Raw genomic sequence first — 23514 nt, forward strand, 5'->3', positions numbered from 1 at the left:
CCACATTTTTTGAACACGAACGGAAAACCAGGTAGCAGTCAGCCCGGCGGCCAGCGCCGGTGCCACTCAGCGAGGTTGCGGATGACCAAGAAGAATGAATTGCTGGCGCGTTTCGACGGCAGGCTCACGATGGTCGGCTTCGGCTCCATCGGCCAGGCGCTGCTGCCGCTGCTGTTGCGCCATTTCGGCCTGAAGGCCTCCGACATCACGATCGTGAAGCCGGGCGAAGACCGAAGCGGCCTCGCAAAGGAACTGGGCGTCGAAGTCATTCCTGCGCGCCTCGAAGAAGGCAACTTCGCCGCCGTGCTCGAGCCGCTGCTGGCCAAGGGCGACTTCCTGGTCAACCTGTCGGTCGATGTTTCGAGCCTTGCGCTCATCAAGCTCTGCCGCGAACGCGGCGCCTTCTATCTGGACACCTGCAACGAACCCTGGCCCGGGCGCTACGACGACCCCGGCGTGCCGCCTTCCCGCCGCTCGAACTACAGCCTGCGCGAAGAAGTGCTGGCCTGGCGCCTCGACAAGCGCAGCGGGCCCACGGCCGTGATCACGCAAGGCGCCAATCCGGGGCTGGTGTCCGCGCTGCTCAAGCAGGCGTTGCTCAACATCGCGGCCGACACGCATGCGCAGCTCGAATCGATGCCCACGAGCTACGAGGACTGGGCCGCGCTCGCCAAGCAGCTGGAGATCAAGGTCATTCACATTGCCGAGCGCGACACCCAGGCGCCAAGGCAGCGCAAGCAGCGGAACGAATTCGTCAACACCTGGTCGGTGCGGGGCTTCGTCGACGAGGGCCTGCAACCCGCCGAGCTGGGATGGGGCACGCACGAGCGGCACTGGCCGGCCGATGCGGCGCGCCACGGCTTCGGCAGCGACGCGGCCATCTATCTCGGCCGGCCCGGCATCGGCACGCGGGTGCGCAGCTGGACCCCGCTCGAAGGGCCCTACCACGGCTTTCTGGTGACGCATGCCGAATCGATTTCCATCGCCGACCACCTGACGCTGCGCAAGGACGGCGAGGTGGTGTACCGCCCCACGGTGCACTACGCCTATCACCCCTGCGACGACGCCGTGCTCTCGCTGCACGAAGTGGCCGGAAAGAACTGGCGCCTGCAGCACCGCCAGAAAATCATCCGCGACGAAATCGCCGAAGGCATGGACGAACTCGGCGTGCTGCTGATGGGCAATCCCAAGGGGGTCTACTGGTACGGCTCCCGCCTGACCATCGATCAGGCGCGCGAACTGGCGCCCGCCAACAGCGCCACCAGCCTGCAGGTGGTGGCCGGCATCCTGGGCGGCATGCTCTGGGCGTTGCGCAACCCCGATGCCGGGCTGGTGGAGCCCGACGACCTCGATCACCGCGTGGTTCTGGAAGCCGCAACGCCCTACCTGGGAGAGGTGGCGGGCGTGTACGGCGACTGGACGCCGCTCAAAGACCGCAGCCCGCTCTTCGATGAAGAAAAGGATGAAGAAGACCCCTGGCAGTTTCTCAACTTCCGGGTGGCCTGATTGCTGCTGCGAAAAGAACTCGGCGTCGTCGAGAACTCCTACTACGAAGCGAGCGTGCAGCGCGCCGAGCGGTTCGAAGCTGCGCGCCCGCTCGAGGGCATTGCCACCGCCGATGTCTGCGTGGTGGGTGGCGGCCTCGCGGGCCTTTCCGCGGCGCTGGAGCTGGCTTCTCGCGGCTATGCCGTGGTGCTGCTCGAAGCGCAGCGCGTCGGCTGGGGCGCCTCGGGCCGCAATGGCGGGCAGGCCATCGTCGGCTTCGGCTCCGACGGCGAAGCGGCCATCGAGAAGCAATTCACACCCGAGGACGCGCGCCGCGCCTGGAATGTTTCGGTCGAAGGGCTGAACCTGCTGCGCGACCGCATGGCCCGCCATGCCATCGATTGCGACTGGCAGCCCGGCTACCTGAACCTTTCGGTCAAGCCGTCGAAGTCGCGTGCACTTCGCGAATGGATGGAGCATGTAGGCCGCGTCTATGGCTATCCGCTGCAATGGCTGGGGCCCGCGGAAATCGCGCAATGGGTCGACAGCAAGCGCTTCGACGCCGGCACCTTCGATGCATTTTCGGGCCACCTGCATCCGCTCAAGTATTCGCTGGGCCTGGCTTCCGCGGCGCGGGCCGCTGGCGCGCAGCTGCACGAGAACTCGGCCGCCCAGGTCATCGAGCGCGGAACGCGGCCCGTGGTGAAGACCGCGCAGGGCGAGGTGCGGTGCAGCTTCGTGGTGCTGGCGGGCAACGTCTACCTTGCGGAATACGGCGACGACGTGGCGCCCGAAGTGTCGTCGCGCATCATGCCCGTGGGCACCTACATGATCGCGACCGAGCCGATGGACAAGGCGCGCGCGGATGCGCTCATGCGTGGCCGGCCGGCCGCTTCGGACACGAACTTCGTGCTCGACTATTTCCGCCTGAGCGCCGACCACCGGCTGCTGTTCGGCTCGGGCGACAGCTACAGCGCCCGCACCCCGCGCAACCTGATCGAGAAAATCCGCAAGAGCATGCTCACGGTGTTTCCGCAGCTCTCCGACCTGGGCATCGACCATGCATGGGGCGGCTTCGTCGACATCACCATGAACAAGGCGCCTGACTTCGGGCGCATCGGCAGCAACATCTACTACCTGCAAGGCTTTTCCGGCCATGGCCTGGCGCTGACCGGCATGGCGGGCAAGCTGGCGGCCGAGGCCATTGCGGGGCAGGCGGAGCGCTTCGACCTGTTCGCCCGCATCGGGCACCTGGCCTTTCCGGGCGGCACACTGCTTCGCACCCCCGCGCTCGTGCTGGGGATGATGTACTACCGAATGCGCGACCTGCTGTAGATCCACCCAGGCGGGTGCCCGGGGTGCCCGGCTACGAAGCCTCGCGCCCGCGCGGAACCTTGCCCTCGGCGGCAAGCTGCAACACGCCTTCGGCGAACTTCATGAGCTCGTCCGAAAGCGGTGCCCCGGGCGCAAGCACTCCCACGCGCTCGGCCAAAGCCTGGAAAGCAGCGCGCGATGACTCGGGCGCGGACGGCAACGGAATATTGGTGTCTTCTGGCATGAAGCCGTGTTCCCCAAGTCAGGCGCGCGCATGCCAGCGCAGATGGCCGGAACGCCGTGCCAGCAGAAGCCCCGCCGCGGCCAGGCCGACCACGGCAATGGCCGCGGTGTTGCCCGAAGCGGCCCGCCCCATGTCGAGCGCAATTTCGCCCGTGCGCGGGCCTGCGAGCTGCAGCCTGCGCTTGGTCATTTGCGCCCCCAGGTCGCCCAGCTTGTCTGCCAGGTGCTTTTCGGCCGCGGGCAGCAAGATGGTTTCCTCGTCGGCCACGTGATGCATCACGTCGCGCATCAGCGCCGACAGGGTTTCGTCATAGTCGCGCGCCTCGGGCTCCATGGTGCGAAGCAGGCCGATGAGCCTGCGCATTTCGGAATGCTCGTGGATGGCTTCGGTAATGCGTTCATCGTCGATCTTGCGCATCTCGGGGTAGAAGATTTCTTCCTCGAGCTGCGCGTGAATTTCGAGCGCCGTGCAGATGGTGTTGACCAGCCCCTTTTTCACCCGGCTCGGCGCGCTCGCCTTGTACTGGTGAAAGGTGGAAAGCACGTGCGTGTGATCCAGGCGAATCATGTTGGTCGCCGTGGGGAAAAGCCGGGAGACTAAATTTGTCATGGGTGACCTCCAAGGCCAATCGAAAAAGCGTGGCACCCGGCCGACGGACGGCCGGGTGCCGTTGAGGTGGCTAGGCAGCCTGCAACCCTGGCGGGTCAGGCGGTTGCGCCGGTGAGTTCTTCCATCAGCTCTTCCTTGCGGGCCGCAAGCTGGTCGCGCATGGCCACGAGGTCGAGCCCCTTGGCGGCGCGCGCCTTGACGAAGATCTCGTTGCGCTCTTCCTTCACGTGGTGGTCGATGTATTCACCCAGCACGATGACCTTGGCGTCGAACTTGTCGTCCACATCGGCGGCTGATTCGATCTGCGCAATCAGTTCCTTGGCGCTGGCGTGCTCGACTTCAGCTTCATCCAGGAGATCGGTCTCGCTGAGCGCCTCGCGCAAGGCGGGGTAGAAAATTTCTTCTTCGATCTGCGCATGCACGGTCAGCTCGGTGCAGATCTTGGTTGCGAGTTCGCGCTTCTTCTGCTGCGCGCTGGCGGCCCGCGAATGGGTCAGTTCCTCGTACTCCTTGAACAACTTCTTGACGTTGCGGTGGTCGGTATCGAGAAGGCTGCATGCATCGGGTGCTGCTCGCTTGGTAGAGGTGGGCATCGTGGGGCTCCGAATAAGGTTGGTGGAAGCTGAACGATGGGGGGACTCGAAACACCGCGACGTAGGAAAGCTGCCTGTGTGCGCGTAGCAGCGCCCACTACTCGCGCCCGCGCTGCGCGAGCAGGCATCCGGCCGCCATGCCCAGGGCGAAGAAGCCGTAGACCACGGCCATGGAGCCTTTTGAAAGATGGTGCTCGAAGCCGGGCGTGAGCCGGCGCGGCGTGATCGTGTAGTCGATCGTGCAGGCCACCGCCGTTGCGGCGCCGGCACTGGCCAGCGCGGCAGGCACCGATTGCGGCGGGCGCCGCTCGGCATGCAGCCAGGCGTAGAGCACCGCCCAGAAGATAGCGCTCGCATGGTGGGTGGCATAGCCCAGGGCCGTGTGCCGCAGCGTGGGCCGGTACACCTGCAGGGCCTGATCGCCCCAGAGCCAATGGCTGGTGGCATTGGTGGGCGCAACGGCGCTGCCGGCCTCGCGCCGGCCACACAGCATGAGCGCGACGGTCGAGGCAAGGCTGGCGAAGGTTCCGGCAATCAGGCCGGTACGCAGCACCGGCACGAGTCGTTTGCTTGTGTTCATGTGGAAACCTCTATGCAGGGCTTTCTGAAACTGCCCGCGTCATGGCGCCGGTGGCCCTGGCGCCAAGCGTCATTTCCGTCATCCAGGACACCAGGAGCTGCCCGTACGCCTGGCGGGACGACTGCTTCGACAACGCATGGTCGGCGCCCGATATGACGCGGTAGGTGGCGGAACGCACGCGCTTGAACGCGCCCAGGTAGTTCTCGATGACGGGGTGCGGCACGATCTGGTCGTGCTCCGATTCGACGATCAGCACGTCGCCCGTGAAGGCCTCGCAGGCGGCCAGTGCGCGGTTGTCGCGCGGCCCCACCAGCGTGCGGCGGTAGGCCACCAGGTCGGACCTGCTCAGCTGCCCCTTGGGCGCCAGCCACTCGCGGTCGCGGTAGAGCGCCGGCGCGCGCAGTGCGAGCCAGCGCACCGGCCGCATGGCGCTGACCAGCGCCGCCAGGTAGCCCCCGTAGCTGCTGCCGACGATGGCAATTGCGTTCGGATCGACCGTGGGGTGGCTCACCAGCGTGTCGTAGGCCGCGAGCACGTCGCGCAGGTTGTCTTCCCGCGTAACCTCCTTGCGCAGCGCCGCGTGGCGCGCGTGGCCGCGCAGGTCGAAGGTGAGGCATACGCAGCCGAGCGCGGCAATGTCGTGCGCGCGCGCAATGTATTGCTCCTGGCTGCCATCCCAGCCGTGCACGAGCAGGACGCCGGGCACCATCGTCGAAGCGGCGACCAGCGTTCCGGCAATGTGCTGGCCGTCTACGGGAATATCGATAACGTTATGTCGTGTCGCTGGCATACGGTTGGATCAATGCGTACTTGGTCAGGGCGCCGATCTGGCTGTCGATGCCACGATAGTGCACCGCCGCATCCGAAGGAATGGACGCCGCCGCGCCATACGCCTCAAAGCACGAGACGCGCAGGCGCTCCAGCGCCGGGTCGCGCCAGAAGCTCTCGAGCGCCATCATCTCGGCGCCGGTTGCGCCCCCCACCCGCCACGACTGCTCCAGCACACCCGAGCGCCACGCGCCCCCGGCGCCCACGCCCTGCGCCACGTCGTAGTTCACGCGCGACGCAAGAAAGCCGGGAAAGCAGTCGATCACCGCCTGGTGGTAGCGCCGCGCCTGCTCGATGGCCAGGCACAGCGCCGGGCTGGGGCTGGTCTTGGCAAGCAGCGCGTCGAAGTTGCCGCGCACCAGCGTCAGGTCGGAACCGCCGTACACGCTCTGGCCTGCGTTGTCGGTCGTCATGCGCTGGCGGCCGAAATAGCTCACGATCATGTGGTCGACCATCACCTGCCCCACGCTGAAGGTGTCGGGCCGCTCGAGGTTCTCTTCGATCACCACGCCGTGCAGCGCGATCTCGCTCTCGTCCATGGCGGCCAGGCTGCGGTCCAGCGCATCGGCGCCGGTGACCATCGTCTGCCCCCGTCCGCCGGTGGCGCATACCGGCTTCACCCGCACCGGGCCGTTCTCGAGCAGGCGGCGCCCGGCCCATCGCGCATCCTCGGCAGAGAAGGCCGAGAACCCGTCGAGCGCTGCATGCGAGATGTCGGCCGCAAATCCGGGCGCCCACCCTTCAGGGCAGGCGGCCGCCCGTCCGACCAGCGGATGCGTGATGGCCTTGGTGGCCACGAAAGGGTATGGAACCACGCCCCCGAACAGGTCGTGCAGCGTCGAGATGCCGAGCGACCGCGCCTGCTGCGTGCTGGGCACGGTGTCGCTCGGCACAAAGTACAGCGGCGTGTTCTCGTGCGCGCGCGAGGCGTCGTATTCGCCGGCAAAGCGAAACTGCTTCAGCGCCGCAAGGCGCTGGGCGAAGTTGCTGCGCGTGGCGCGTTCGTGTTCGCTGCCGTAGGCCTGCGGATCGGCGCTCCACACCACCACGCTGCCGCCGGTGCTCTTGAGGACGGTGTCCACGAGGGCGACTCCCGAGCTGAAAGAAGTGTCCATGGCTTGCGCTCCCGGCCTAGCGTGGATCCGCCGTTCCGGGTTCGGCCATCCTGCGGTGCTGCTTGGCCAGCAACGCCGATGGCGTGACGTTGGCAACCGCGACCTGGAGCTTGTTCTTCCAGCCCGCGACCACGTCGCCTTCGCCGTTCATCATCGCTTCGAAGCCGATCTTCGCCACCTTGGACGGGTCGGCCTTCTTGTCGTCCTGGCCCACCTTGGTGTCGAGCATGTCGGCACGGTCGAAAAACTCGGTGTCGGTCGGCCCCGGCATCAGGCAGCTCACCGTCACGCCGCTGTCCTTCAACTCTTCGCGCAGCGCAAAGGAGAACGAGTCCAGGAAGGCCTTGGTGCCGTTGTAGACCGCCTGGAAGCTGCCGGGCATGAAGCCCGCAATGGAGCCGGTGATGAGAATGCGCCCCTGCCCGCGCGCGCGCATCCCGCCGCCTATGGCATGAATCAGGTACAGCGTGCCGGTGATGTTGGTGTCGAGCACGTGCCGCGCGTCGGCAAAATTCTGGTCGAGAAAGGCATGGCCGAGCCCTCGCCCGGCATTGGCGAGCAGCGCATTGACCGGACGCTGCCCAGCCGCCGCCAGCAGGCGGTCGACCCCCTCGGTGGTGGAAAGATCGGCAAGCACGGGCTGCACTTCCACGCCCAATCTGCGCAATTGAACCGCGGCGTCCTCGATCTCGGGCTCATCGGCCGCAATCAGCAGATCGAAACCCTCGTTGGCGCAGCAGCGCGCCAGTTCCAGCCCTATGCCGGACGAAGCGCCGGTCACGATGGCGAAGGGCCGCGTGAAAGCGGAAGTGCTCATCGGGGAAGTGTTCATCGGAATAACTCCTTGTGAACGATTGGCGGGGGCGCACGGAAGCAAAACCGTGCATGTCGACAGCTCCCGCCCATGGTCGAACACCTTGCGATCCGGCGGAGCGGGATAACGCGCGTCGTTGTGAAAGAGGCCTCCTACGCGCCCGCCCAAGCACCGGAGAACTCGGCGGCGACTTTCGCGGCCACGCGCAGCTTTCCTACGGGCTCGGCCATGCGCTTTGGGAAATCGTGAGGCCTCCTCGCTGACTGGAGTTTTGCCGGCCCATGGCCTCGTCTTCTTCCTCCCCGCCCCCCACCCTCGCCTCCGCGCCCGCCGCCGGTCACACCGCCCTGCTGATCATCGACATGATCAGCTGCTGGGATTTTTCGGATGCGGAAAAATTATTGCCCGGCGCGCACGCCATTGCCGGACGCATCGCTGCCCTGAAGGCGCGATGCACCCGCGCCGGGGTGCCCACCATCTACGTCAACGACAACCGCGGACGCTGGCGCTCCGACTTTCCGAAACTGGTGGAGATGTCGCTCGCCTCCGGCGGAGCCGGCGCCGAAATCACATCGGCGCTGCTGCCGGGCGAAAAAGACTACTTTGTGCTCAAGCCCAAGCAATCCGCCTTCTTCGCGACCCCGCTCGAGTTGCTGCTCGCCTACCTGAAGGCAAGGCGGCTGATCGTGACCGGCGTGGCCAGCGACCAGTGCATCTGGGCCACGCTGGCCGATGCGGGCATGCGCGACCTGGAAGCGCTGGCACCCCGCGATTGCGTTGCTTCGCAAACACCGGAGCGCAACCAACGGTTTCTGCGCCAGGCGGAAGAAGCGCTGCTGGTTCGCACCACACCCGGCCCGCGCATCCGCCTGCCCGCGAAACGCTGAGCCGGCCGGCGTCAGAAGTTCAAGAGGCGCCGCCGCCGCTGGGCCCGCTCGCGGCGGACTGCTTGGAGCGGTCCGGCTCGGCCGGCTGCGAAATGATGTTGAGCGTATCGCCCGCCTTGCCGATGTCGCCCTTGGCGGCCGTGTCGCCAAGCGACAGCATGCCCACGAGCCGCCGGTCGCGGTCTACCACCGGCATTCGGCGCACCTGGTAGCCGGCCATTTCATTCATCACCGTTTCAACGTTGTCGCTTTCGGTGCACCACTTGACGTCCTTCGTCATCACCTCTGACAGAGAAGTGTCCAGGGGGCGCTCCTGCGCCACCACGCGCAGCACGATGTCGCGGTCGGTCACCATGCCCAGCAGGCGCTGGCCGTCGCACACCGGAATGGCGCCGATGTCCAGCTCGTCCATCGCCTGGGCGGCCAGTGCCACCGAATCGGCGGGCGAAAGGGTTCGTACGCCGCGGGTCATCAGTTCGGAAACTCGGGTCATTGCGGATCTCCTTGATTGCCTGGGGTCAGCCGCTGCGGTGCTCGGCGTTGCGCTTGCGCGTTGCAGCGGCCTTCTTGGCGGATGCGGAACGTTCGGCGGCGGTTCGCGATGCTGCGGCAGCGCCGCCCTTGTGGCCGCCCTTGCGTGACGGGGCGTGGTTCTCGGCCTTGCCGCGGCCGCTGCCGCTCTTCTTGCCGCCGCCGGTCTCGGCGTTGACGGTGGCCCAGGCACGCTTTTCGGCCTCGGCCTTGCCGACACCGCGGTGCTCGTAGCTTTCCTCGATGTGCTCGGCCTTGCGTTTCTGCTTGTCCGTGTAGGACGACTTGTCACCTCGTGGCATTGCTTTCTCCTGAAGGGTGAAGATGCCCTGCATCGTGCGCCTGCCCTCCGCGCCGTGGGTCGGAGGACGCAGGACCTGCGCGTGGGAGCAGTCTGGCGGCGGCGCAGCGCCGCGCAACGCCATGCCGCTGTGGGATTGCGCCGACGCCTCCTGAAGCCGATTGCACGACACCCGCTGCGCCCGCACCCGCCGAACATGGGGTGGTGGTGGCCGCCCCTCGCCACCGAAGGGCGCATCGATGATGAACCTGTCCGATCTTTTCTCCGCCGACCAGCCGCTGCTTGAAATGGTGATCAGAGGCAGCGCGATCTACTGGTTTCTTCTGATCGTCTTTCGCTTCGTGCTACGGCGCGATGTGGGCTCGATGAGCATGGCCGACCTGCTGTTCATCGTGCTGGTGGCCGACGCCTCGAGCAATGCGATGCAGGGCGAATACAGGTCTGTCACCAATGGTTTGACGCTGCTGGCCACATTGATCGGATGGAACTATCTGCTCGACCTGCTCGGCTACCGCTACGAGTGGGTGGCAAGGGTGCTGGCTCCCCCGCCCGAGCCGCTGGTGCGACACGGGCGGCTGGTAGCACGCACGCTGCGCAAGGAGCGCATCAGCGTCGACGAACTGATGGCCAAGCTGCGGGAACACGGCATCGACGATCTCGGCCTGGTCCGGGTCGCGCTTCTCGAGGCCGACGGAAAGATCAGCGTCATCCGCAACCGATAGAGCAACCCACCGCATCCACAGCAACCGACAAACGCCGGCGCGTCCGGCAGATGGAGTTTCAATGAAGCAGACAGTCAGTGATTTCGTGGTGCAACGCCTGTACGACTGGGGCGTGCGGCGCATCTATGGCTACCCCGGCGACGGCATCAACGGCCTGATGGGCGCGCTCGACCGGGCCGACGGCTCCATCGAATTCGTTCAAAGCCGGCATGAGGAGCTTGCCGCCTTCATGGCCTGCGCGCACGCCAAGTTCTCGGGCGAGGTGGGTGTGTGCCTGGCCACCTCGGGGCCCGGCGCAATCCACCTCCTGAACGGGCTCTACGACGCGAAGCTGGACCACCAGCCCGTGGTCGCCATCGTCGGCCAGCAGAAACGCAGCGCCCTGGGCGGCGACTACCAGCAGGAGGTGGACCTTGTCTCGCTGTTCAAGGACGTGGCGCACGAGTTCGTGCAGATGGCCTCCAGCGCGGAGCAGGCCCGCCACCTGATCGACCGCGCGATGCGCATCGCACGCGACCGCCGCGCGGTGACCTGCGTGATTTTTCCCAACGACGTGCAGGACCTGCCCGCCGTGCCGGTGCCGCCGCGCGAGCACGGCACCGTGCACAGCGGCATCGGCGCCACGGCCACCGCGGTGGTGCCCGAATCGCCCGCCTTACAGCGCGCGGCCGAAATCATCAATGCCGGAAGCAAGGTCGCCATCCTCGCGGGTGCGGGTGCCCTGCACGCGACCGACGAATTGATCCACGTGGCCGAACGCCTTGGCGCGGGCGTTGCCAAGGCCTTGCTCGGCAAGGCCGCGGTGCCTGACGACCTCCCCTTCGTGACCGGCGCCATCGGCGTGCTGGGCACGCGGCCGAGCTCGCGAATGATGGAAGACTGCGACACGCTGCTGATGGTGGGCTCGTCGTTTCCGTATGCGGAGTTTTTGCCGCCCGAGGGTCGGGCGCGGTGCGTGCAGATCGACACCGACCCGCGCGCCATCGGGCTGCGATACCCGGCGGAACTGGGCCTGGTCGGAGACAGCCGCGCCACGCTTGCCGCCCTGCTGCCGCTGCTGGAGCACAAGGAACACGGCCCGTGGCGCCGCGGCATCGAGGCCGAGGTGTCCAAATGGTGGCGGGTGCTCGAGGCACGCGCCCATGTGGAGGCATCGCCGCTCAACCCGCAGCGCGTGTTCTGGGAGCTCTCCCCGCGGCTGCCCGAACAGGCGGTGCTCACGTGCGACAGCGGCACGGCGGCCAACTGGTATGCCCGCGATGTCAAGCTGCGTCGCGGCATGAAGGCCAGCCTTTCGGGCGGCCTGGCCACCATGGGGCCCGCCGTTCCCTACGCCATCGCGGCCAAGCTGGTTCACCCGGACCGGCCGGTGGTTGCCATGCTGGGCGACGGTGCCATGCAGATGAACGGCCTGAACGCGCTCATCACCCTCGCGCGCATGTGGCGCGACTGGGCCGACCCGCGCCTGGTGGTGATGGTGCTCAACAACCGCGACCTCAACCTCGTGACCTGGGAGCAGCGCGTGCTTGGCGGCGATCCGAAGTTCGAGGCCTCGCAGGTGCTGCCTGATTTTCCGTACGCGCGCTTCGCGGAAATGCTCGGCCTGGGGGCCTTGCGTGTCGACACGCCCGAAGCGATCGGCCCCGCATGGGATGCCGCCTTTTCGGCCGACCGCCCCATGCTGCTCGAGATGGTGACCGACGCGGCCGTGCCGCCGCTGCCGCCCGATGTGTCGCTTGCGCAGGCCAAGGCCTACCTCTCGGCGCTTTGGCATGGCGACCCCGAGGCGATGCGCACCATCAAGGCCGCCGCGCGGGAATACTGGGCCAGCGCAACGGCCTGAGCCGCTGCGCCGCTGACCCACTACCCGCCGGTCCGGATGCCCGCCCTCGCCTTCGATTCTTCTTCGCTGGCGCGCGAGAGGCATGCGGCCTTGTCGCCGCCCTGACGCTGGTTGCACTTCTCCCTGGCCACCTCGTAGTTCACCGCCACTCTGGTTTCGGCAAGGCGGCGGGCACTCGCATCGCTGGGGCTGCGCTGATGGTCGAGCTCGGCCGTCGCGATCTTCTCGCGGCCCTGGGCTTCCTTGATGCAGACGGTTCGTGCGGATTCGACCTGGGTTTCGCACTGGCCCAGCGCCGCCTTGAGGTTGGCGCCGATGCGTTCGCGGGCGGCGCCGTATTCCACCATGGCCGGATCGATCTCGGCCGGGTGCGGCCGGGTGTCTTGCGCACTTGCCGCGGCTGCGACAACCCACAGCAGTGCGGCAGCGAACAACGCGTAAAGCTCGTGTTGCATGATTTGCATGGCAATCTCCTGTACGTTCGCGTTCGGCCAGTGTGGGCGCCGCATCGGCCCGACCGGTAGGACGTGCGCCCAAGCCTCCCGGGGGCGCCGCCGACGCGCAGCACCCTCGGCAGTTCCCCCCGGGGAGCGTCAGCATGTGCTTACGGATGCTTCGCGACGCGTCCTACCGGTGCGGCGCCGACGACTTCTATATTGATTTCAGACGCCGAATCCTTTCTTGCAGAACAACCACCGGCGTCAAGGAGATCATCATGAAGAAACTGTTAATGATTTGCGCCGCGGCATCGTGCCTTGGAATGGTCCAGGTGCACGCGCAAGTGAACACCACCCCGTCGGCGGCAACCGATCCGGCCATGGCCGAATTCAAGGCGGCCCGCGACAAGATCTCGGCCGACTACAAGGCCGACAAGGCGGCCTGCGACGCCATGAAGGACAACGCCAAGGACGTCTGCATGGAAGAAGCCAAGGGCAAGGAAAAGATTGCCAAGGCCGAACTCGACCAGAAGCAGAAGCCCAGTGACGGCAATGCCCGCAAGGTGGCCGAAGCCAAGGTGGAAGTAGCTTATGAGGTTGCCAAGGAAAAGTGCGACGACCAGAAGGGCGACGCCAAGGACGCTTGCGTGAAGCAAGCCAAGGCCGACCAGGAAAAGGGCAAGGCCGAGATCAAGGCCATGAAGAAGTGACACCCAAGTGACGGGAGTCATTCCACAAGCCTGCGCCGGGACGACGAAGCGGTGAAGCCCGTGCAAACGCTCGCCATTTCCGAGACCCTGCGCACGCAGTTGTCCGCCGAAAATCTCCTGGCCATCAATTCGCATGGCCAGGAGGTTCTTCATGGGCTGGACTTCGACGAGTCGCAGCTCCTTGTGGACTGCAGGGAACAACCGCCGGCCGATGCCTCCATGCAGGAGCGATGCGCCGAGCTCGTCATCAAGCACGAGCGCGCTCGGTTGCGCATTGCCACTGTCGACGACGAACGCACTGCCGCGAAGTTCTAGGCTGGCAGCCGCCCTCAGCGCAAGGTTGCAAGGTACGCTGCGATGTCGCGCGCGTCCTGCTCGGTCACGCCCAGTTCCGGCATGGCCGTCAGCGGATCGACCTCTTTTGTATGCCGCAGCCAGCGCACCATGTTGTCGGGCGTGTTGGCCAGCTTTCCGGCAATGAGGGTGCGCCCCCCTATTCCCGCGAGCGGCGGGCCGACGTGTGGAGACGAGCTGGTGACGCCCGGAATGGTGTGGCAGGCGCTGCAGGCGTACTGGTGAAGCGCCCGCTTGCCGCGGTCGGCATCGCCCACGCGAACCGATGCGCCATCCGGAGCCGCGCCGCATGCCGAACCCGTTGATGCGCCCTGCGCGCCGGTCGCGTCGAAGCGCGTGGCTTCGGCATATTGCTGCGGCGTCAAATCGGGAAGCCGCGCAAGAAACGCCACCACCGACCACAGCTCTTCCTCCGACAACCGGTATTCCCAGGCCGGCATGCCGCTCATCTTGATGCCGTGCTTGGTGAGCCAATACAGCTCGCGCGGCTTCCAGTGGTGCCGTGCGTCCACCAGCGGGCCGGGCAGCGGCTGCATGCTCTTTCCGATGTCGCCCTGCGCCACGCCCGGCGCGCCGTGGCACTGAACGCACTTGTCGCGAAAGCACGCCGCGCCGCGCATCACCAGCCGCTCATCGTCGAGCTTCGGCGTCTCGATGTTGCGGGCCCGCAGCTTGACCGACTGGTGCATGGCGGTTTCGAGCAGCGAATACACAGGCTGCGTGTGCTGCACCGTGGCGGCCACGTTGTACAGCCCGCCGTACACCACCAGCGCGCCCGCCGCCGCGCCTGCAAGGCCCAGCGCGGCAATGGTGAGAAGAACGGTCTTGGGTGCACCCATCGGCAACATTCAATTGGCGGCATTGTCCGACGCGCACCGGCGCCGCCGTGTCGGCGCAAGCCGCGTTCCTGTCCGCACAATCTCGGCATGCTGGCCGCCCTGCCGTACCGCGCCGTGCTCGCGTTTGCCGTACACCCGTTCGCCTTGCTGTTGCTGGCGCTGCTCTCGAGCGCATGCACGTCGCAGGAGAGCGGCCCTTCGTTCGACCACGCGCCGTGGGCGCAGGTGGAAAGAGGAAGGCTTCTGCTCGCGCAATACCAGTGCGGCAGCTGCCACGCCATTCCCGACGTGCAGGCGGCCCGCGGACGCATGGGGCCCACGCTGGCCTCGTTCGGGCGCCGCAGCTACATCGCGGGACATGTGCCGAACGGACCCGAGCACCTCGTCCGCTGGATCGTCGCACCGGGAGCGCTGGTGCCGGGTACCGTGATGCCGGCAATGGGCGTTTCGCCCGATGATGCGCGCGACATGGCGGCCTACCTGCTCTCACTCGAATGAGCGAAGGCCCGCCGCAATCCGCACTCCGGGCCGCTGGGCCGGTCGCCGAGACGCTGCTCGAGGTGAGCGGCGTGCTGGTGGTGGGCGGCACGCTGATCTTCGCCGGCGTGATGCTGCTGCTGGTGCTAGCCATGCGGCGGCGCAAGGGCACCGTGAACGCGCGCTGGTGGCTGATTGGCGGCGGCCTGGTGTTTCCGACGGTGGTACTCACCGCGCTCTTCTTCTACAGCGAATGGCACCGGCCGACATGGCGGCCGATTCCACCGCCCGGCGCGCTGATCGTGGGCGTGACCGGCCACATGTGGTGGTGGGAGGTGCGCTACCGCGACCCCGCCACCGGCGCCGAAGTGGTCACCGCGAACGAAATCCGCATTCCGGTGGGGCGGCCCGTCTACTTCGGGCTTGGCAGCGCCGACGTGATCCACAGCTTCTGGGTGCCTTCGCTCGGCGGCAAGATGGACATGGTGCCGGGCCGCGTGCAGCACCTGCAGCTGCAGGCCGACCGGCCCGGCACCTGGCGCGGCCAGTGCGCCGAATATTGCGGCGAGCAGCACGCGCGCATGGCGCTGCATGTGGTGGCTGAGGAGCCCGCGGCCTTCGATGCCTGGCTTGCGGCGCAGGCAAAACCCGCGGCCACTTCAGCCACTTCAGCCACTTCGCCCGCGTTGCCGCGCGAGGTCGAGCGCGGCCGCGAAGCCTTTCTTGCGCACCGTTGCAACGCCTGCCACACCGTGCGCGGCGTGCGCGAAGAAAGCCGCCTTGGCCCCGACCTCACCCACGTCGGCAGCCGGCTGCACCTGGGCGCCGGCACCGTGCCCAACGACCCCGCCCAACTGGCCGCGTGGGTGGCCCACACGCAGCAGCTCAAGCCGGGCGCACGCATGCCGTCTTCCGGCGAACGCATCGGCGAGGCCGACCTTCAACTGATCGCGGCCTGGCTCGCGCAACTGAAATGACCCACGCCGCGAACGACCTTGCAACCCTGCCGCCGCGCCCCGAGGGAGAGCGCGAGGCGCTGGAGCGTGCCTGGGAGCCGCCCACCGGCTGGCGCCAGCTTTCGGCGGTCAACAACACGCGCATCGGCGTGTTCTACATTGCCGCGGCCATGCTGTTCTTTGTGCTGGCCGGCATCCTGGCGCTGCTGATGCGCACTCAGCTGGCGGTGCCCAACAACGGCCTGGTCGACGCCAACACCTACAACCAGCTCTTCACGATGCACGGCACCGTGATGATGTTCCTGTTTGCGGTGCCCATCGTCGAGGCCGTGGCCATCTACTTGCTGCCCGGCATGCTCGGTGCGCGCGACCTGCCGTTTCCGCTGCTTTCGGCCTATGCGTTCTGGGCCTACTTCATCGGCGGCCTGGCCTTCTTCTGCACCATCTTCTTCGGCGAATCTCCGGACGGCGGCTGGTTCATGTACCCGCCGCTCACCGGCAAGGAGTTTTCTCCCGGGCGCGGCGCAGACTGGTGGCTGCTGGGCATCGGGTTCATCGAGATCTCGGCCATTGCGGGCGCCATCGAATTGATTGTGGGCATTCTGTTCACACGCGCGCCGGGCATGAAGCTGATGCGCATGCCCATCTTTGCTTGGGCCATGCTGGTGAGCGCGCTCATGATCGTCATCGCGTTTCCGGCCGTGATTGCCGCCACCATGCTGCTGGAGCTGGAACGCGCGTTCGACTGGCCCTTCTTCATTCCCGCGCGCGGCGGCGATCCGCTGCTGTGGCAACACCTGTTCTGGTTCTTCGGCCACCCGGAGGTCTACATCATCTTTCTGCCGGCGGCCGGCATGGTCTCGATGATGGTGGCCACGCTTGCGGGCACGCCGCTGGTGGGCCATCGCGCCGTGGTGCTGGCGCTCATCGGCGTGGGCGTGGTGAGCTTCGCGCTGTGGGCGCACCACATGTTTACCGCGGGCCTGGGCAACCTCTCGCTGCTGATCGTTTCGGCAGCGAGCTTCATCGTTGCCATACCGAGCGGCGTGCAGGTGTTCGCGTGGATTGCCACCTTCTGGCGCGGCCGCGTGGCGCTGAACGCGCCCACGCTGTTTTTGCTGGGCTTTCATTTCATCTTTGTGCTGGGCGGCCTCACCGGGGTGATGGTGGCGGTGCTGCCCTTCGACTGGCAGGCGCACGACAGCTACTTCATCGTTGCGCACCTGCATTACGTGCTGATCGGCGGCATGGTGTTTCCGGTGTTCGCGGGGTTTTACTACTGGGCGCCGCTCTTCAACGGCCACTGCCTCTCGGAGCGCTGGGGCCGCTGGGTGTTCGGGCTCATGTTTGGCGGCTTCAACCTCACGTTCTTTCCGATGCACATCGCGGGCATGCTCGGCATGCCGCGGCGCGTGTACACCTATGACGGCAGCCTGGGCTGGAACGCGCTCAACATGCTGTCGACCGTGGGCGCCTACATCCTGGCCGCCGGCGTGCTGCTCTTTTTCATCGATGCGTTCCGCACGCTGCGGCGGCCCTCCACCGACCACGGCAATCCCTGGCGCGCGGGCACGCTCGAATGGCTGCCGCCGCGCGAATACGGCGCGCGCAGCATTCCGCAGATCGATTCGGCCTATCCGCTGTGGAACAACCCCGCGCTCCCGCAAGAGGTCGAGGCCGGCCACCACTGGCTGCCCGGCACGGTGTTCGGCGGCCGGGAAACGCTGATGACCAGCCTGCGCGACGCACGGCCGCTGCACCTGCTGCGCCTGCCTACCGACAGCTGGTGGCCGCTGGGAGCGGCCGCGGGCACGGCGGGCTTCTTTCTTCTGTTGACGGTTTCGCAGCCCATCCCTGCGTTTGCATGCGGCGTGCTCGCGGTGGCGTTCATCCTGCGCTGGTTGTGGGATTCGGATCTTCCGCCGCCGGTTGCGACGGTGGACGTGGGCCGCGGCGTGCGCCTGCCGGTCGGCGCGCATGGCAGCACGTCGCATTCATGGTGGGCGATGATCGTTCTGATCGCGGTGGACATGACGATCTTCGTCTCGCTGCTCTACACCCACGTGCACCTGGCTATGGCAAGCGATGTGTGCCCGCCTCCCGGTGCCGCGCTGCCGGCCATGCGCTGGCCGCTGGCCTCGGCCCTGCTGCTCGCGGCCAGTTCGGGCGCCATGCTGGCGGCCACGCGCATGGTTCGCACCTCGCAGGCACGCGGCCAGCGCTGGCTGCGCGTGCTCGTGGCGCTGGCCATGGCCGGCGCTGCAGCCTCGGCCGCGCTCGACATCGGCGGCCATCTGCTGGCGGCGCTCGACCCGCGTGCGCAAGGCTGGAGTGCATCGGTCGGCATGCTGCTGGGCTACCAAGCCTTTCACATCGCCGTGCTGATGCTGATGGGCGGCTACGTGCTGGTGCGCTCCTGGGCAGGCCGGCTGCTGCCCACGGCGCGCGCGACCATCGACAACACCGGGCTCATGTGGCACTGCGTCACAGCGCAGGGAATCATCGGTGTGCTGACTGTGCAACTGGTGCCGCGGCTGCTGGGTTGAGCCGCTACGCAGCCGGCGCCTCTGCACCAATCATCCAGCAGGCCGCGGTGAAGCGAACCTCGCTGCCGCGCACATAGGGCTCGAACGCCGCGCGCACGGTCGCTACAACCTGCGCCAGCCTGCGCTCGTCCGTCTCGTCCTGAAGCACCAGGCCGACCGGGCCGAGCCGCGTGATGTAGCCCATCAGATCGCTCTCGGGCAAAGTGCATTCCACGTCGATGGGTCGGATGTCGATGCCGGCCCAGCCGCTCTCTTCCAGGATGAAAGCGATCCGGTCCCGGTCCGCGAAGGCGAACTGCCCCGGCGCACCCGGCTTGCGGGCCGGAAGGTTCGGCAGCAACGGTGCCGCGGCGCGCTCGGCCGCGGTCATGAACGGGTTCTCCGCGGCGCTGCGCCATGCAATGGCCCGAAGCTTCGCGCCGCCCCTGGCCGCATTCAGCAGGTTGGAGAAAGCCTGGACCGGGCTGTCGAAGAACATCACGCCGAAGCGCGAAACGATCATCTCGAAGCTCGCCGGCGCGAACGGGTGCCTCTGCACATCGCCGCACACAAAGCTTGCCGGTGCGCCTTCGCGCCCGGCGCGTGCCCGCGCGACGGCAATCATCGGCTCTGAAATATCGGCGCCGGTGCAGCCACCCTCCGTGCCGAGCGCACGTGCAATGGCCAGCGTTGTCGCACCTGTGCCGCAGCCTACGTCGAGTACCCGGCGCCCGTGCGCGGCGCGCACCTCATTCACGAGCAGGTGTTCGAACGGGGTGAACAACCGGTCGAGCGACTCCTGCGCATCGACCCAGGCGCGCCCCGCGCGACCGTTCCAGAGTGCGGCCTGCTCGTTGTCTTCCGTGTGCTGCTTGATGTCCATGATCGTTTTCCTTGCAAGCCCTGAAGGGCGGAAGCTAGACTTTGCAACTTCAAGTCGACTTGAGGTCAAGTGGTGGCAGCAACTCATCTGGACATTGCCGAAGTGGCGCAGCAATCCGGCGTTCCCGCATCGACGCTGCGCTTCTACGAAGAGAAAGGGCTCATCGCCTCCACCGGCCGGCGCGGCTTGCGCCGCCTGTTCGATGCGGGCGTGCTCGAGCGGCTGGCGCTGATCGCGGTGGGTCGCTCCGCCGGCTTTTCGCTCGAAGAGATCGGCCGCATGTTCGCGCCCGGCGGAATACCGCGCATCGACAGGCAGATGCTCGCGGCCAAGGCCGACGAGCTCGACAAGACCATTCGCAAGCTCAGCGCCATGCGCGACGGCCTCCGGCACGCCGCCGCCTGCCCGGCGCCCAGCCACATGGAATGCCCGACGTTCCAGCGCATCTTGCGGGCTGCGGCGTCCGGGGCGGCCAAGCGTTCGCCCAAGGCAAGTGCACTAAGATCCGCCCGCTCCTGAACTCGGCCGCTGGCCTTGCATTGCCCATGACGCATTACCTGCGCCGCGTTCTCTGTGTCTTGCTGTGCCTGCCGGTGTGGGCCTTGGCCTCGGAGCCGTCCCGATTTGCCGCCGCCCTGCGCGAAACAACGGTAGGCGACAACGCAGCGCAGGCTTTCTTCCTCGTCGGCCAGTTGCGTAGCGCGGGGGCGCCCCGCGCCGACGTCGATGCCTTGCGCCGCGAACTCCTGCATGCGTATGTGGCGCAGGTCACCCACCCGGCCGCTGCACCCGCGCCCCGGCCCGGCACGTGGGAATCGTTCAAGCGCAGCCTGCCCTGGGCGGCGTCCGCCCCTGAAGACACCGTGGCCGCCGCAATTGCACGCGGCCACACGCGAAGCGACGTGCTCGACGCCCCCTTTCGCGCCGCCTGGCAAGGGGCGCTCAACCACGGGCTGATTCCACGCTGGGAGACTGGCGCCGCGCGCACGCCTTTCTTCACCATCATGATGCGCGACATGCAACCCGTCGCACCCGGCCTGTGGGCCGCACCGACGAGTGGCGGCAGGGTTCGCCTGATGCTGGCGCTGCGCCTGGCCAACACCTCCACGCGGCCGCTCCCCGTCTTCCGGCCCGACATCGTTCTGGGCGGCCTGGCGTTTGCGTGTACCTGGGATCGCCCGGAACAAAACCTGAGCGAAATGCAGGCCAACGCTGTGACCATGGTGCAGCCCGGCGCGGCGTCCGAACCGCTGGCCTGCGAGGCGCAACCCGCCCCCACATATTGGCGCGAGCAGTTGCCGGCGCTCATGGCGGCCAGCGGCGATGCCGCCGCAAAGCCGCTGCTGGTGCCGCACGACATGGACAACGCCCGGCGCGTGTACCACCTGGAACTCGCCCTGAGGGACCTTGCGCCGCAAGACGAAACCTGGGGCCGGCGGCGGCTGATTGCGCAGCAGGAACCGGCGCGGCAATGGGCGCCCGGCGCAAACCCGCTGGAGCCACCCGTGTCCAGCCATTGGGCCGCGGGCCCACACAAGGGCTGGAAGTCGTCTGCAGAGGCGCTGAAGAATTTCATGGCCGCCACCGTGCTCGCGCTTGGCCTGTTTGCCGCGGGGCGCGGCCTGCTGCGCGTCGGCATGCCGAAGTTCGCCGTGGCCGCGGGTACGTTGCTGGCCGGCCTTGGCATGACAGCACTGGCCGCCGCCAGCCTGGGCCGCGGTGGCACGGGCTATGCCCATCCGCTGTACACCGGCATCGGCATATGGAGTGTGTACTTCGGCCCCATTCTGCTGGGCGTGCTGGCGCTGCACGGCCTGCACAAGCTGGTGGATGACGAAGGAACCACCTGGTGGGAGACCGTGGTCAAAGGCTGGCGCAAGACGCTCGACCTGGGCTCCGCCAACAGCCGCGCCGAGTTCTGGGGCTTTGTCGCGCACTGCGCCTGGTTGTGGGCCCTTGCACGCATCTGCCTCGCGCCGCTGGACCGCTGGATCGGCCTTGTGCTGTTGCTGCCGCTGGCCACCATCACCGTGCGGCGGCTGCGCAGCATGTCCCCAGCCGAGATGCTCGGCATGGGCTTGACCACCGTCGGGCTGGCGCTGCTGATCTTGATCTGACCTGCGCCATTGCGCGGGCGGACTCCTACAGCACGATCATCGCCTGGCCGATGCGCCGGAATTTTTGCAGGCCGAAAGTTGCAGCTCTGGGCATTGCAACATTCAACGCCGTCATCCCCAGAAATGCCGGCCGGAGACATCCTTCCATGAAAAGCGCCAATCCGGTTATTTCTTCAGAGCGTGTCGAGGGGACTGCCGTCTACAACGCGGCGGGCGACAAACTCGGCACCATCGACGACCTCATGATCGACAAGGTTTCAGGCCAGGTTCGCTACGCCGTGATGGAGTTCGGCGGCTTCCTGGGCATGGGCACCGACCGCTATCCCATTCCGTGGCCCATGCTGAAGTACGACACCGCGCAAGATGGGTATGTGGTGCCGCTGGACAAGGCACAGCTCGAGGGCGCGCCCAAGTATGCGAGCGACCGCGTGCCGGACTACGACGACAAATACAGCGGCACGGTGGACAAGTACTACGGGCTGTAAAGAGCTAGAGGGGTTCGGCGGGCGCACCCGCCGAACCATCGAGGGGCAAACAGAAGCCCCTCAATCGACCTTCGATGCCTGGAAGTAAGGCTGCGAAGACTCCATGAACGCGTGATGCAGGCGGGCAAGCTCGCGTGCGAGTTGCTGAGCCTCAGATCGGCCTTGTTCCGAGCCTGCTTTCATCTCGCGAACGGCGGCCTCGAAACGGACAGTCGCGTCCTTCCACTCTTCATAGCGCGCCAGGAACTCGTCCCAATCGAGAGCATTTTCCGCCCGGCTGCCTTCGAGCGGTGTTTCTCCGCGCGCGGCTTGGAGCTCCCAGAGACTTGCCTCGACGTTCGGCCCCTCGGTGAATTCGTCGGCGGCTTGTTTCAAGTCTGCCGGCGAAGGCGCGGGGTGACCGGGGCTATGAGATCCGCTCTTGTCGACTGGTTGGTGAGGTTCAGCCATGAGATTCTCCTGAAAGTTTCTTCATGGCACGGTCTGCGATTTTGGGGAGAGAGGATGTCGGACAGATGCCGGGCGGGTGGTCGGTTCGGCTCGCAGCAAGGAACTAATCTTCCGACTCAGTCTTTGTCGGGCACCTTTCTCGGCAAGTTGGGAAATACCTCGACCCCAATGCGGACGCCAAGCTTTACAGCAATCGCCATAGTCTCAAGCGAGAGGACGCTACCAATGTTGATGTCGCCAGGCAGTTGCGCGATCACTTGAAAATCTCCACCGGAGGATCGCAGGCGCGAAACAAACTCGTGCTGCTCCTCGAGCCATTCCAATACATCGAGGATCTCCTCGAAGAAGAGGCGCTTTCCCTCCGTCCATGAGGAGTAACCCCACATCGCATTTTTCGTGAAAGGCGTTCACTGGCGTTCCAGGCGCGCGAAGGTTCCATGCCTAAGACGGCAGTGATCTCCTCTACGGGCATAGAGGGGTGAGCAATAAGCAATCGAATGCTGTAGTAATAACGAGCGTCGTTCACGTGTGCCACAAAAAAATTGAACGGCCGCTTCTTGCCTGTTGCGCCGCAAAAGGAACTGAGAGCTCACGCTTCAAATCCCTACCGAGTTAGAGGTGAAGGCGCTTTCTCAGATCCAAGAACACAGAAGCGTCGCTCACCCAGTGCGGCTCGATCTTGTCGTGATAGACAAGAAATCCATTTGAAGTATCGAGCGCACCATTGACCTTGACTTCCAGCTGCACCATCACTCGCCAATGGCTATACGCACCTAGCCTCGCTTGGAGGAGACGGATAAGGCTGGGCTGCAAGAACTCCGGTCGCCACACGCATAGCTTCTGAGTGGTGTCTCCGTAGTCATCATCTACCAGCCAATAGTCGCCATCTCCACAGGCATTCTCGGTTCCGAATGAGGCAAGCGTACGACAAAGCACCTCGTAGAGAGATTGCCATTCCTGGCTACGCACATCTTCATTCATTCGACTGCTCTTGCAACGATTCGCAGATAGGACGGACACACACTCGATTTGACGAGATGGAGGGCTCGCCCTTGGTGTGTCCGCACCTGGCTAACGAGCAAGCCTGAGTAGGCACTGGCCGGTGAAAGTTACTTGGTCAGAAGCAGAGCACGAACCCAACCAGCCAGTGCAATGAACGCAAGGCCTGGCGCAATCATCAAGGCGACGCCGGCGTCGAAGACCCTCGACAGACCGGGCTCATTGAATCCAAATATGAGCCGAGACATAAGGCTTGCAAACCCGAACCACAAGGCCGCACAGATGACCGAAGCAGCCGTCAAGAAGAGTCACCTGACTTGAACCCCGCTAACTGGTGTATTCGAGAACTGGCTTCCCGAGTGCAGCAAGGTACAAACCGCAGTTGCCTCGTAGCTCTTCAACGGTTTCGCCCGCAG

Annotated in this window: 28 protein-coding genes; 13 read left to right on the top strand and 15 right to left on the bottom strand. The window is 66.2% G+C overall.

The window, feature by feature from the left end; all coding sequences use genetic code 11:
* The first annotated feature begins 81 nt into the window (after positions 1 to 81).
* Positions 82 to 1506: a homospermidine synthase gene (locus tag V9L20_RS00220; protein ID WP_337295030.1), complete on the top strand. Its 1425-nt coding sequence runs from the start codon at positions 82 to 84 to the stop codon at positions 1504 to 1506.
* The gene (locus tag V9L20_RS00225) at positions 1507 to 2820 is read left to right on the top strand and encodes an NAD(P)/FAD-dependent oxidoreductase (RefSeq protein WP_337295031.1); all 1314 of its coding nucleotides are present in this window, start codon (positions 1507 to 1509) and stop codon (positions 2818 to 2820) included. It abuts the gene before it with no gap.
* Between the two features lie 31 nt (positions 2821 to 2851).
* On the opposite strand, the gene V9L20_RS00230 is transcribed toward V9L20_RS00225, so the two are convergent.
* From V9L20_RS00230 to V9L20_RS00260, 7 genes are all read right to left on the bottom strand, one after another.
* Complete coding sequence (locus tag V9L20_RS00230) at positions 2852 to 3043, bottom strand: aminoglycoside phosphotransferase (RefSeq protein ID WP_258505641.1); 192 nt, start codon at positions 3041 to 3043, stop codon at positions 2852 to 2854.
* Positions 3044 to 3061: 18 nt separating this feature from the next.
* Positions 3062 to 3652, bottom strand: coding sequence for a hemerythrin domain-containing protein (locus V9L20_RS00235; RefSeq protein ID WP_258505640.1), 591 nt, complete (start codon positions 3650 to 3652; stop codon positions 3062 to 3064).
* Positions 3653 to 3747: 95 nt separating this feature from the next.
* Positions 3748 to 4245 carry a hemerythrin domain-containing protein gene (locus V9L20_RS00240; protein WP_337295032.1) on the bottom strand — a complete coding sequence of 166 codons (498 nt, stop codon included), beginning with the start codon at positions 4243 to 4245 and terminating at the stop codon, positions 3748 to 3750.
* A 97-nt stretch (positions 4246 to 4342) separates the two neighbouring features.
* Positions 4343 to 4825: a hypothetical protein gene (locus tag V9L20_RS00245; protein WP_337295033.1), complete on the bottom strand. Its 483-nt coding sequence runs from the start codon at positions 4823 to 4825 to the stop codon at positions 4343 to 4345.
* Positions 4826 to 4835: 10 nt separating this feature from the next.
* Complete coding sequence (locus V9L20_RS00250; protein ID WP_157613341.1) at positions 4836 to 5615, bottom strand: alpha/beta hydrolase family protein; 780 nt, start codon at positions 5613 to 5615, stop codon at positions 4836 to 4838.
* Positions 5596 to 6768 carry a DUF3182 family protein gene (locus tag V9L20_RS00255; RefSeq protein WP_337295034.1) on the bottom strand — a complete coding sequence of 391 codons (1173 nt, stop codon included), beginning with the start codon at positions 6766 to 6768 and terminating at the stop codon, positions 5596 to 5598. The genes V9L20_RS00250 and V9L20_RS00255 overlap by 20 nt, the downstream gene beginning before the upstream one ends.
* A 16-nt stretch (positions 6769 to 6784) precedes the next feature.
* Entirely contained in the window at positions 6785 to 7600 is an 816-nt protein-coding gene (locus V9L20_RS00260) for an SDR family NAD(P)-dependent oxidoreductase (protein WP_337295035.1), read from the bottom strand.
* A gap of 263 nt (positions 7601 to 7863) precedes the next feature.
* Here V9L20_RS00260 and V9L20_RS00265 point away from each other — a divergent pair, with 263 nt between their 5' ends.
* On the top strand, positions 7864 to 8469 hold the full coding sequence (locus V9L20_RS00265; RefSeq protein ID WP_337295036.1) for an isochorismatase family cysteine hydrolase: 606 nt from the start codon (positions 7864 to 7866) through the stop codon (positions 8467 to 8469).
* 19 nt (positions 8470 to 8488) lie between these two features.
* Here V9L20_RS00265 and V9L20_RS00270 read toward each other — a convergent pair whose 3' ends face one another.
* Together V9L20_RS00270 and V9L20_RS00275 are read right to left on the bottom strand one after the other, a co-directional pair.
* Positions 8489 to 8962 carry a CBS domain-containing protein gene (locus V9L20_RS00270; protein WP_337295037.1) on the bottom strand — a complete coding sequence of 158 codons (474 nt, stop codon included), beginning with the start codon at positions 8960 to 8962 and terminating at the stop codon, positions 8489 to 8491.
* A gap of 25 nt (positions 8963 to 8987) precedes the next feature.
* Positions 8988 to 9302 carry a plasmid stabilization protein gene (locus tag V9L20_RS00275; protein ID WP_157613337.1) on the bottom strand — a complete coding sequence of 105 codons (315 nt, stop codon included), beginning with the start codon at positions 9300 to 9302 and terminating at the stop codon, positions 8988 to 8990.
* Between the two features lie 238 nt (positions 9303 to 9540).
* On the opposite strand from V9L20_RS00275, the gene V9L20_RS00280 reads away from it, so the two are divergent.
* Positions 9541 to 10023 (top strand): DUF421 domain-containing protein, encoded by a 483-nt coding sequence (locus V9L20_RS00280; RefSeq protein ID WP_337295038.1) that lies wholly within the window; start codon positions 9541 to 9543, stop codon positions 10021 to 10023.
* A gap of 61 nt (positions 10024 to 10084) precedes the next feature.
* Positions 10085 to 11866, top strand: coding sequence for a thiamine pyrophosphate-requiring protein (locus V9L20_RS00285; RefSeq protein WP_337295039.1), 1782 nt, complete (start codon positions 10085 to 10087; stop codon positions 11864 to 11866).
* A 20-nt stretch (positions 11867 to 11886) separates the two neighbouring features.
* Here the strand turns inward: V9L20_RS00285 and V9L20_RS00290 are convergent, their stop codons facing one another.
* Positions 11887 to 12330, bottom strand: coding sequence for a hypothetical protein (locus V9L20_RS00290; protein WP_337295040.1), 444 nt, complete (start codon positions 12328 to 12330; stop codon positions 11887 to 11889).
* Between the two features lie 251 nt (positions 12331 to 12581).
* On the opposite strand from V9L20_RS00290, the gene V9L20_RS00295 reads away from it, so the two are divergent.
* Positions 12582 to 13013 carry a hypothetical protein gene (locus tag V9L20_RS00295; protein WP_337295041.1) on the top strand — a complete coding sequence of 144 codons (432 nt, stop codon included), beginning with the start codon at positions 12582 to 12584 and terminating at the stop codon, positions 13011 to 13013.
* Between the two features lie 51 nt (positions 13014 to 13064).
* Positions 13065 to 13328 carry a hypothetical protein gene (locus V9L20_RS00300; RefSeq protein WP_126748642.1) on the top strand — a complete coding sequence of 88 codons (264 nt, stop codon included), beginning with the start codon at positions 13065 to 13067 and terminating at the stop codon, positions 13326 to 13328.
* A 14-nt stretch (positions 13329 to 13342) separates the two neighbouring features.
* Here V9L20_RS00300 and V9L20_RS00305 read toward each other — a convergent pair whose 3' ends face one another.
* Entirely contained in the window at positions 13343 to 14215 is an 873-nt protein-coding gene (locus V9L20_RS00305) for a c-type cytochrome (protein WP_443098530.1), read from the bottom strand.
* 78 nt (positions 14216 to 14293) lie between these two features.
* Here V9L20_RS00305 and V9L20_RS00310 point away from each other — a divergent pair, with 78 nt between their 5' ends.
* The 3 genes from V9L20_RS00310 to ctaD are packed head-to-tail and all read left to right on the top strand — an operon-like array spanning position 14294 to position 18185.
* Positions 14294 to 14704, top strand: coding sequence for a c-type cytochrome (locus V9L20_RS00310; protein ID WP_337295043.1), 411 nt, complete (start codon positions 14294 to 14296; stop codon positions 14702 to 14704).
* Positions 14701 to 15660, top strand: a complete 960-nt coding sequence (locus tag V9L20_RS00315) for a cytochrome c oxidase subunit II (RefSeq protein ID WP_337295044.1) — start codon at positions 14701 to 14703, stop codon at positions 15658 to 15660. Before V9L20_RS00310 ends, V9L20_RS00315 begins: the two co-directional genes overlap by 4 nt.
* Entirely contained in the window at positions 15657 to 18185 is a 2529-nt protein-coding gene (gene ctaD / locus V9L20_RS00320; RefSeq protein WP_337295045.1) for a cytochrome c oxidase subunit I, read from the top strand. Before V9L20_RS00315 ends, ctaD begins: the two co-directional genes overlap by 4 nt.
* Before the next feature lie 4 nt (positions 18186 to 18189).
* On the opposite strand, the gene V9L20_RS00325 is transcribed toward ctaD, so the two are convergent.
* Positions 18190 to 19047 (bottom strand): class I SAM-dependent methyltransferase, encoded by an 858-nt coding sequence (locus tag V9L20_RS00325; RefSeq protein ID WP_337295046.1) that lies wholly within the window; start codon positions 19045 to 19047, stop codon positions 18190 to 18192.
* 72 nt (positions 19048 to 19119) lie between these two features.
* Here V9L20_RS00325 and V9L20_RS00330 point away from each other — a divergent pair, with 72 nt between their 5' ends.
* From V9L20_RS00330 to V9L20_RS00340, 3 genes are all read left to right on the top strand, one after another.
* A complete protein-coding gene (locus tag V9L20_RS00330) occupies positions 19120 to 19566 on the top strand; it encodes a helix-turn-helix domain-containing protein (protein ID WP_258505625.1) in 447 nt (148 codons plus the stop codon).
* Positions 19567 to 19592: 26 nt separating this feature from the next.
* The gene (locus V9L20_RS00335) at positions 19593 to 21164 is read left to right on the top strand and encodes a hypothetical protein (RefSeq protein ID WP_337295047.1); all 1572 of its coding nucleotides are present in this window, start codon (positions 19593 to 19595) and stop codon (positions 21162 to 21164) included.
* Between the two features lie 146 nt (positions 21165 to 21310).
* A complete protein-coding gene (locus V9L20_RS00340) occupies positions 21311 to 21649 on the top strand; it encodes a PRC-barrel domain-containing protein (RefSeq protein WP_337295048.1) in 339 nt (112 codons plus the stop codon).
* Positions 21650 to 21709: 60 nt separating this feature from the next.
* Here the strand turns inward: V9L20_RS00340 and V9L20_RS00345 are convergent, their stop codons facing one another.
* From V9L20_RS00345 to V9L20_RS00355, 3 genes are all read right to left on the bottom strand, one after another.
* Positions 21710 to 22099, bottom strand: coding sequence for a hypothetical protein (locus V9L20_RS00345; RefSeq protein ID WP_337295049.1), 390 nt, complete (start codon positions 22097 to 22099; stop codon positions 21710 to 21712).
* A 116-nt stretch (positions 22100 to 22215) separates the two neighbouring features.
* Positions 22216 to 22485: a hypothetical protein gene (locus tag V9L20_RS00350; protein ID WP_337295050.1), complete on the bottom strand. Its 270-nt coding sequence runs from the start codon at positions 22483 to 22485 to the stop codon at positions 22216 to 22218.
* A gap of 226 nt (positions 22486 to 22711) precedes the next feature.
* Entirely contained in the window at positions 22712 to 23080 is a 369-nt protein-coding gene (locus V9L20_RS00355) for a hypothetical protein (RefSeq protein WP_337295051.1), read from the bottom strand.
* Between the last annotated feature and the right edge of the window lie 434 nt (positions 23081 to 23514).

It is taken from the genome of Variovorax sp. CCNWLW225, assembly GCF_037204045.1.
Lineage (GTDB): Bacteria > Pseudomonadota > Gammaproteobacteria > Burkholderiales > Burkholderiaceae_C > Variovorax.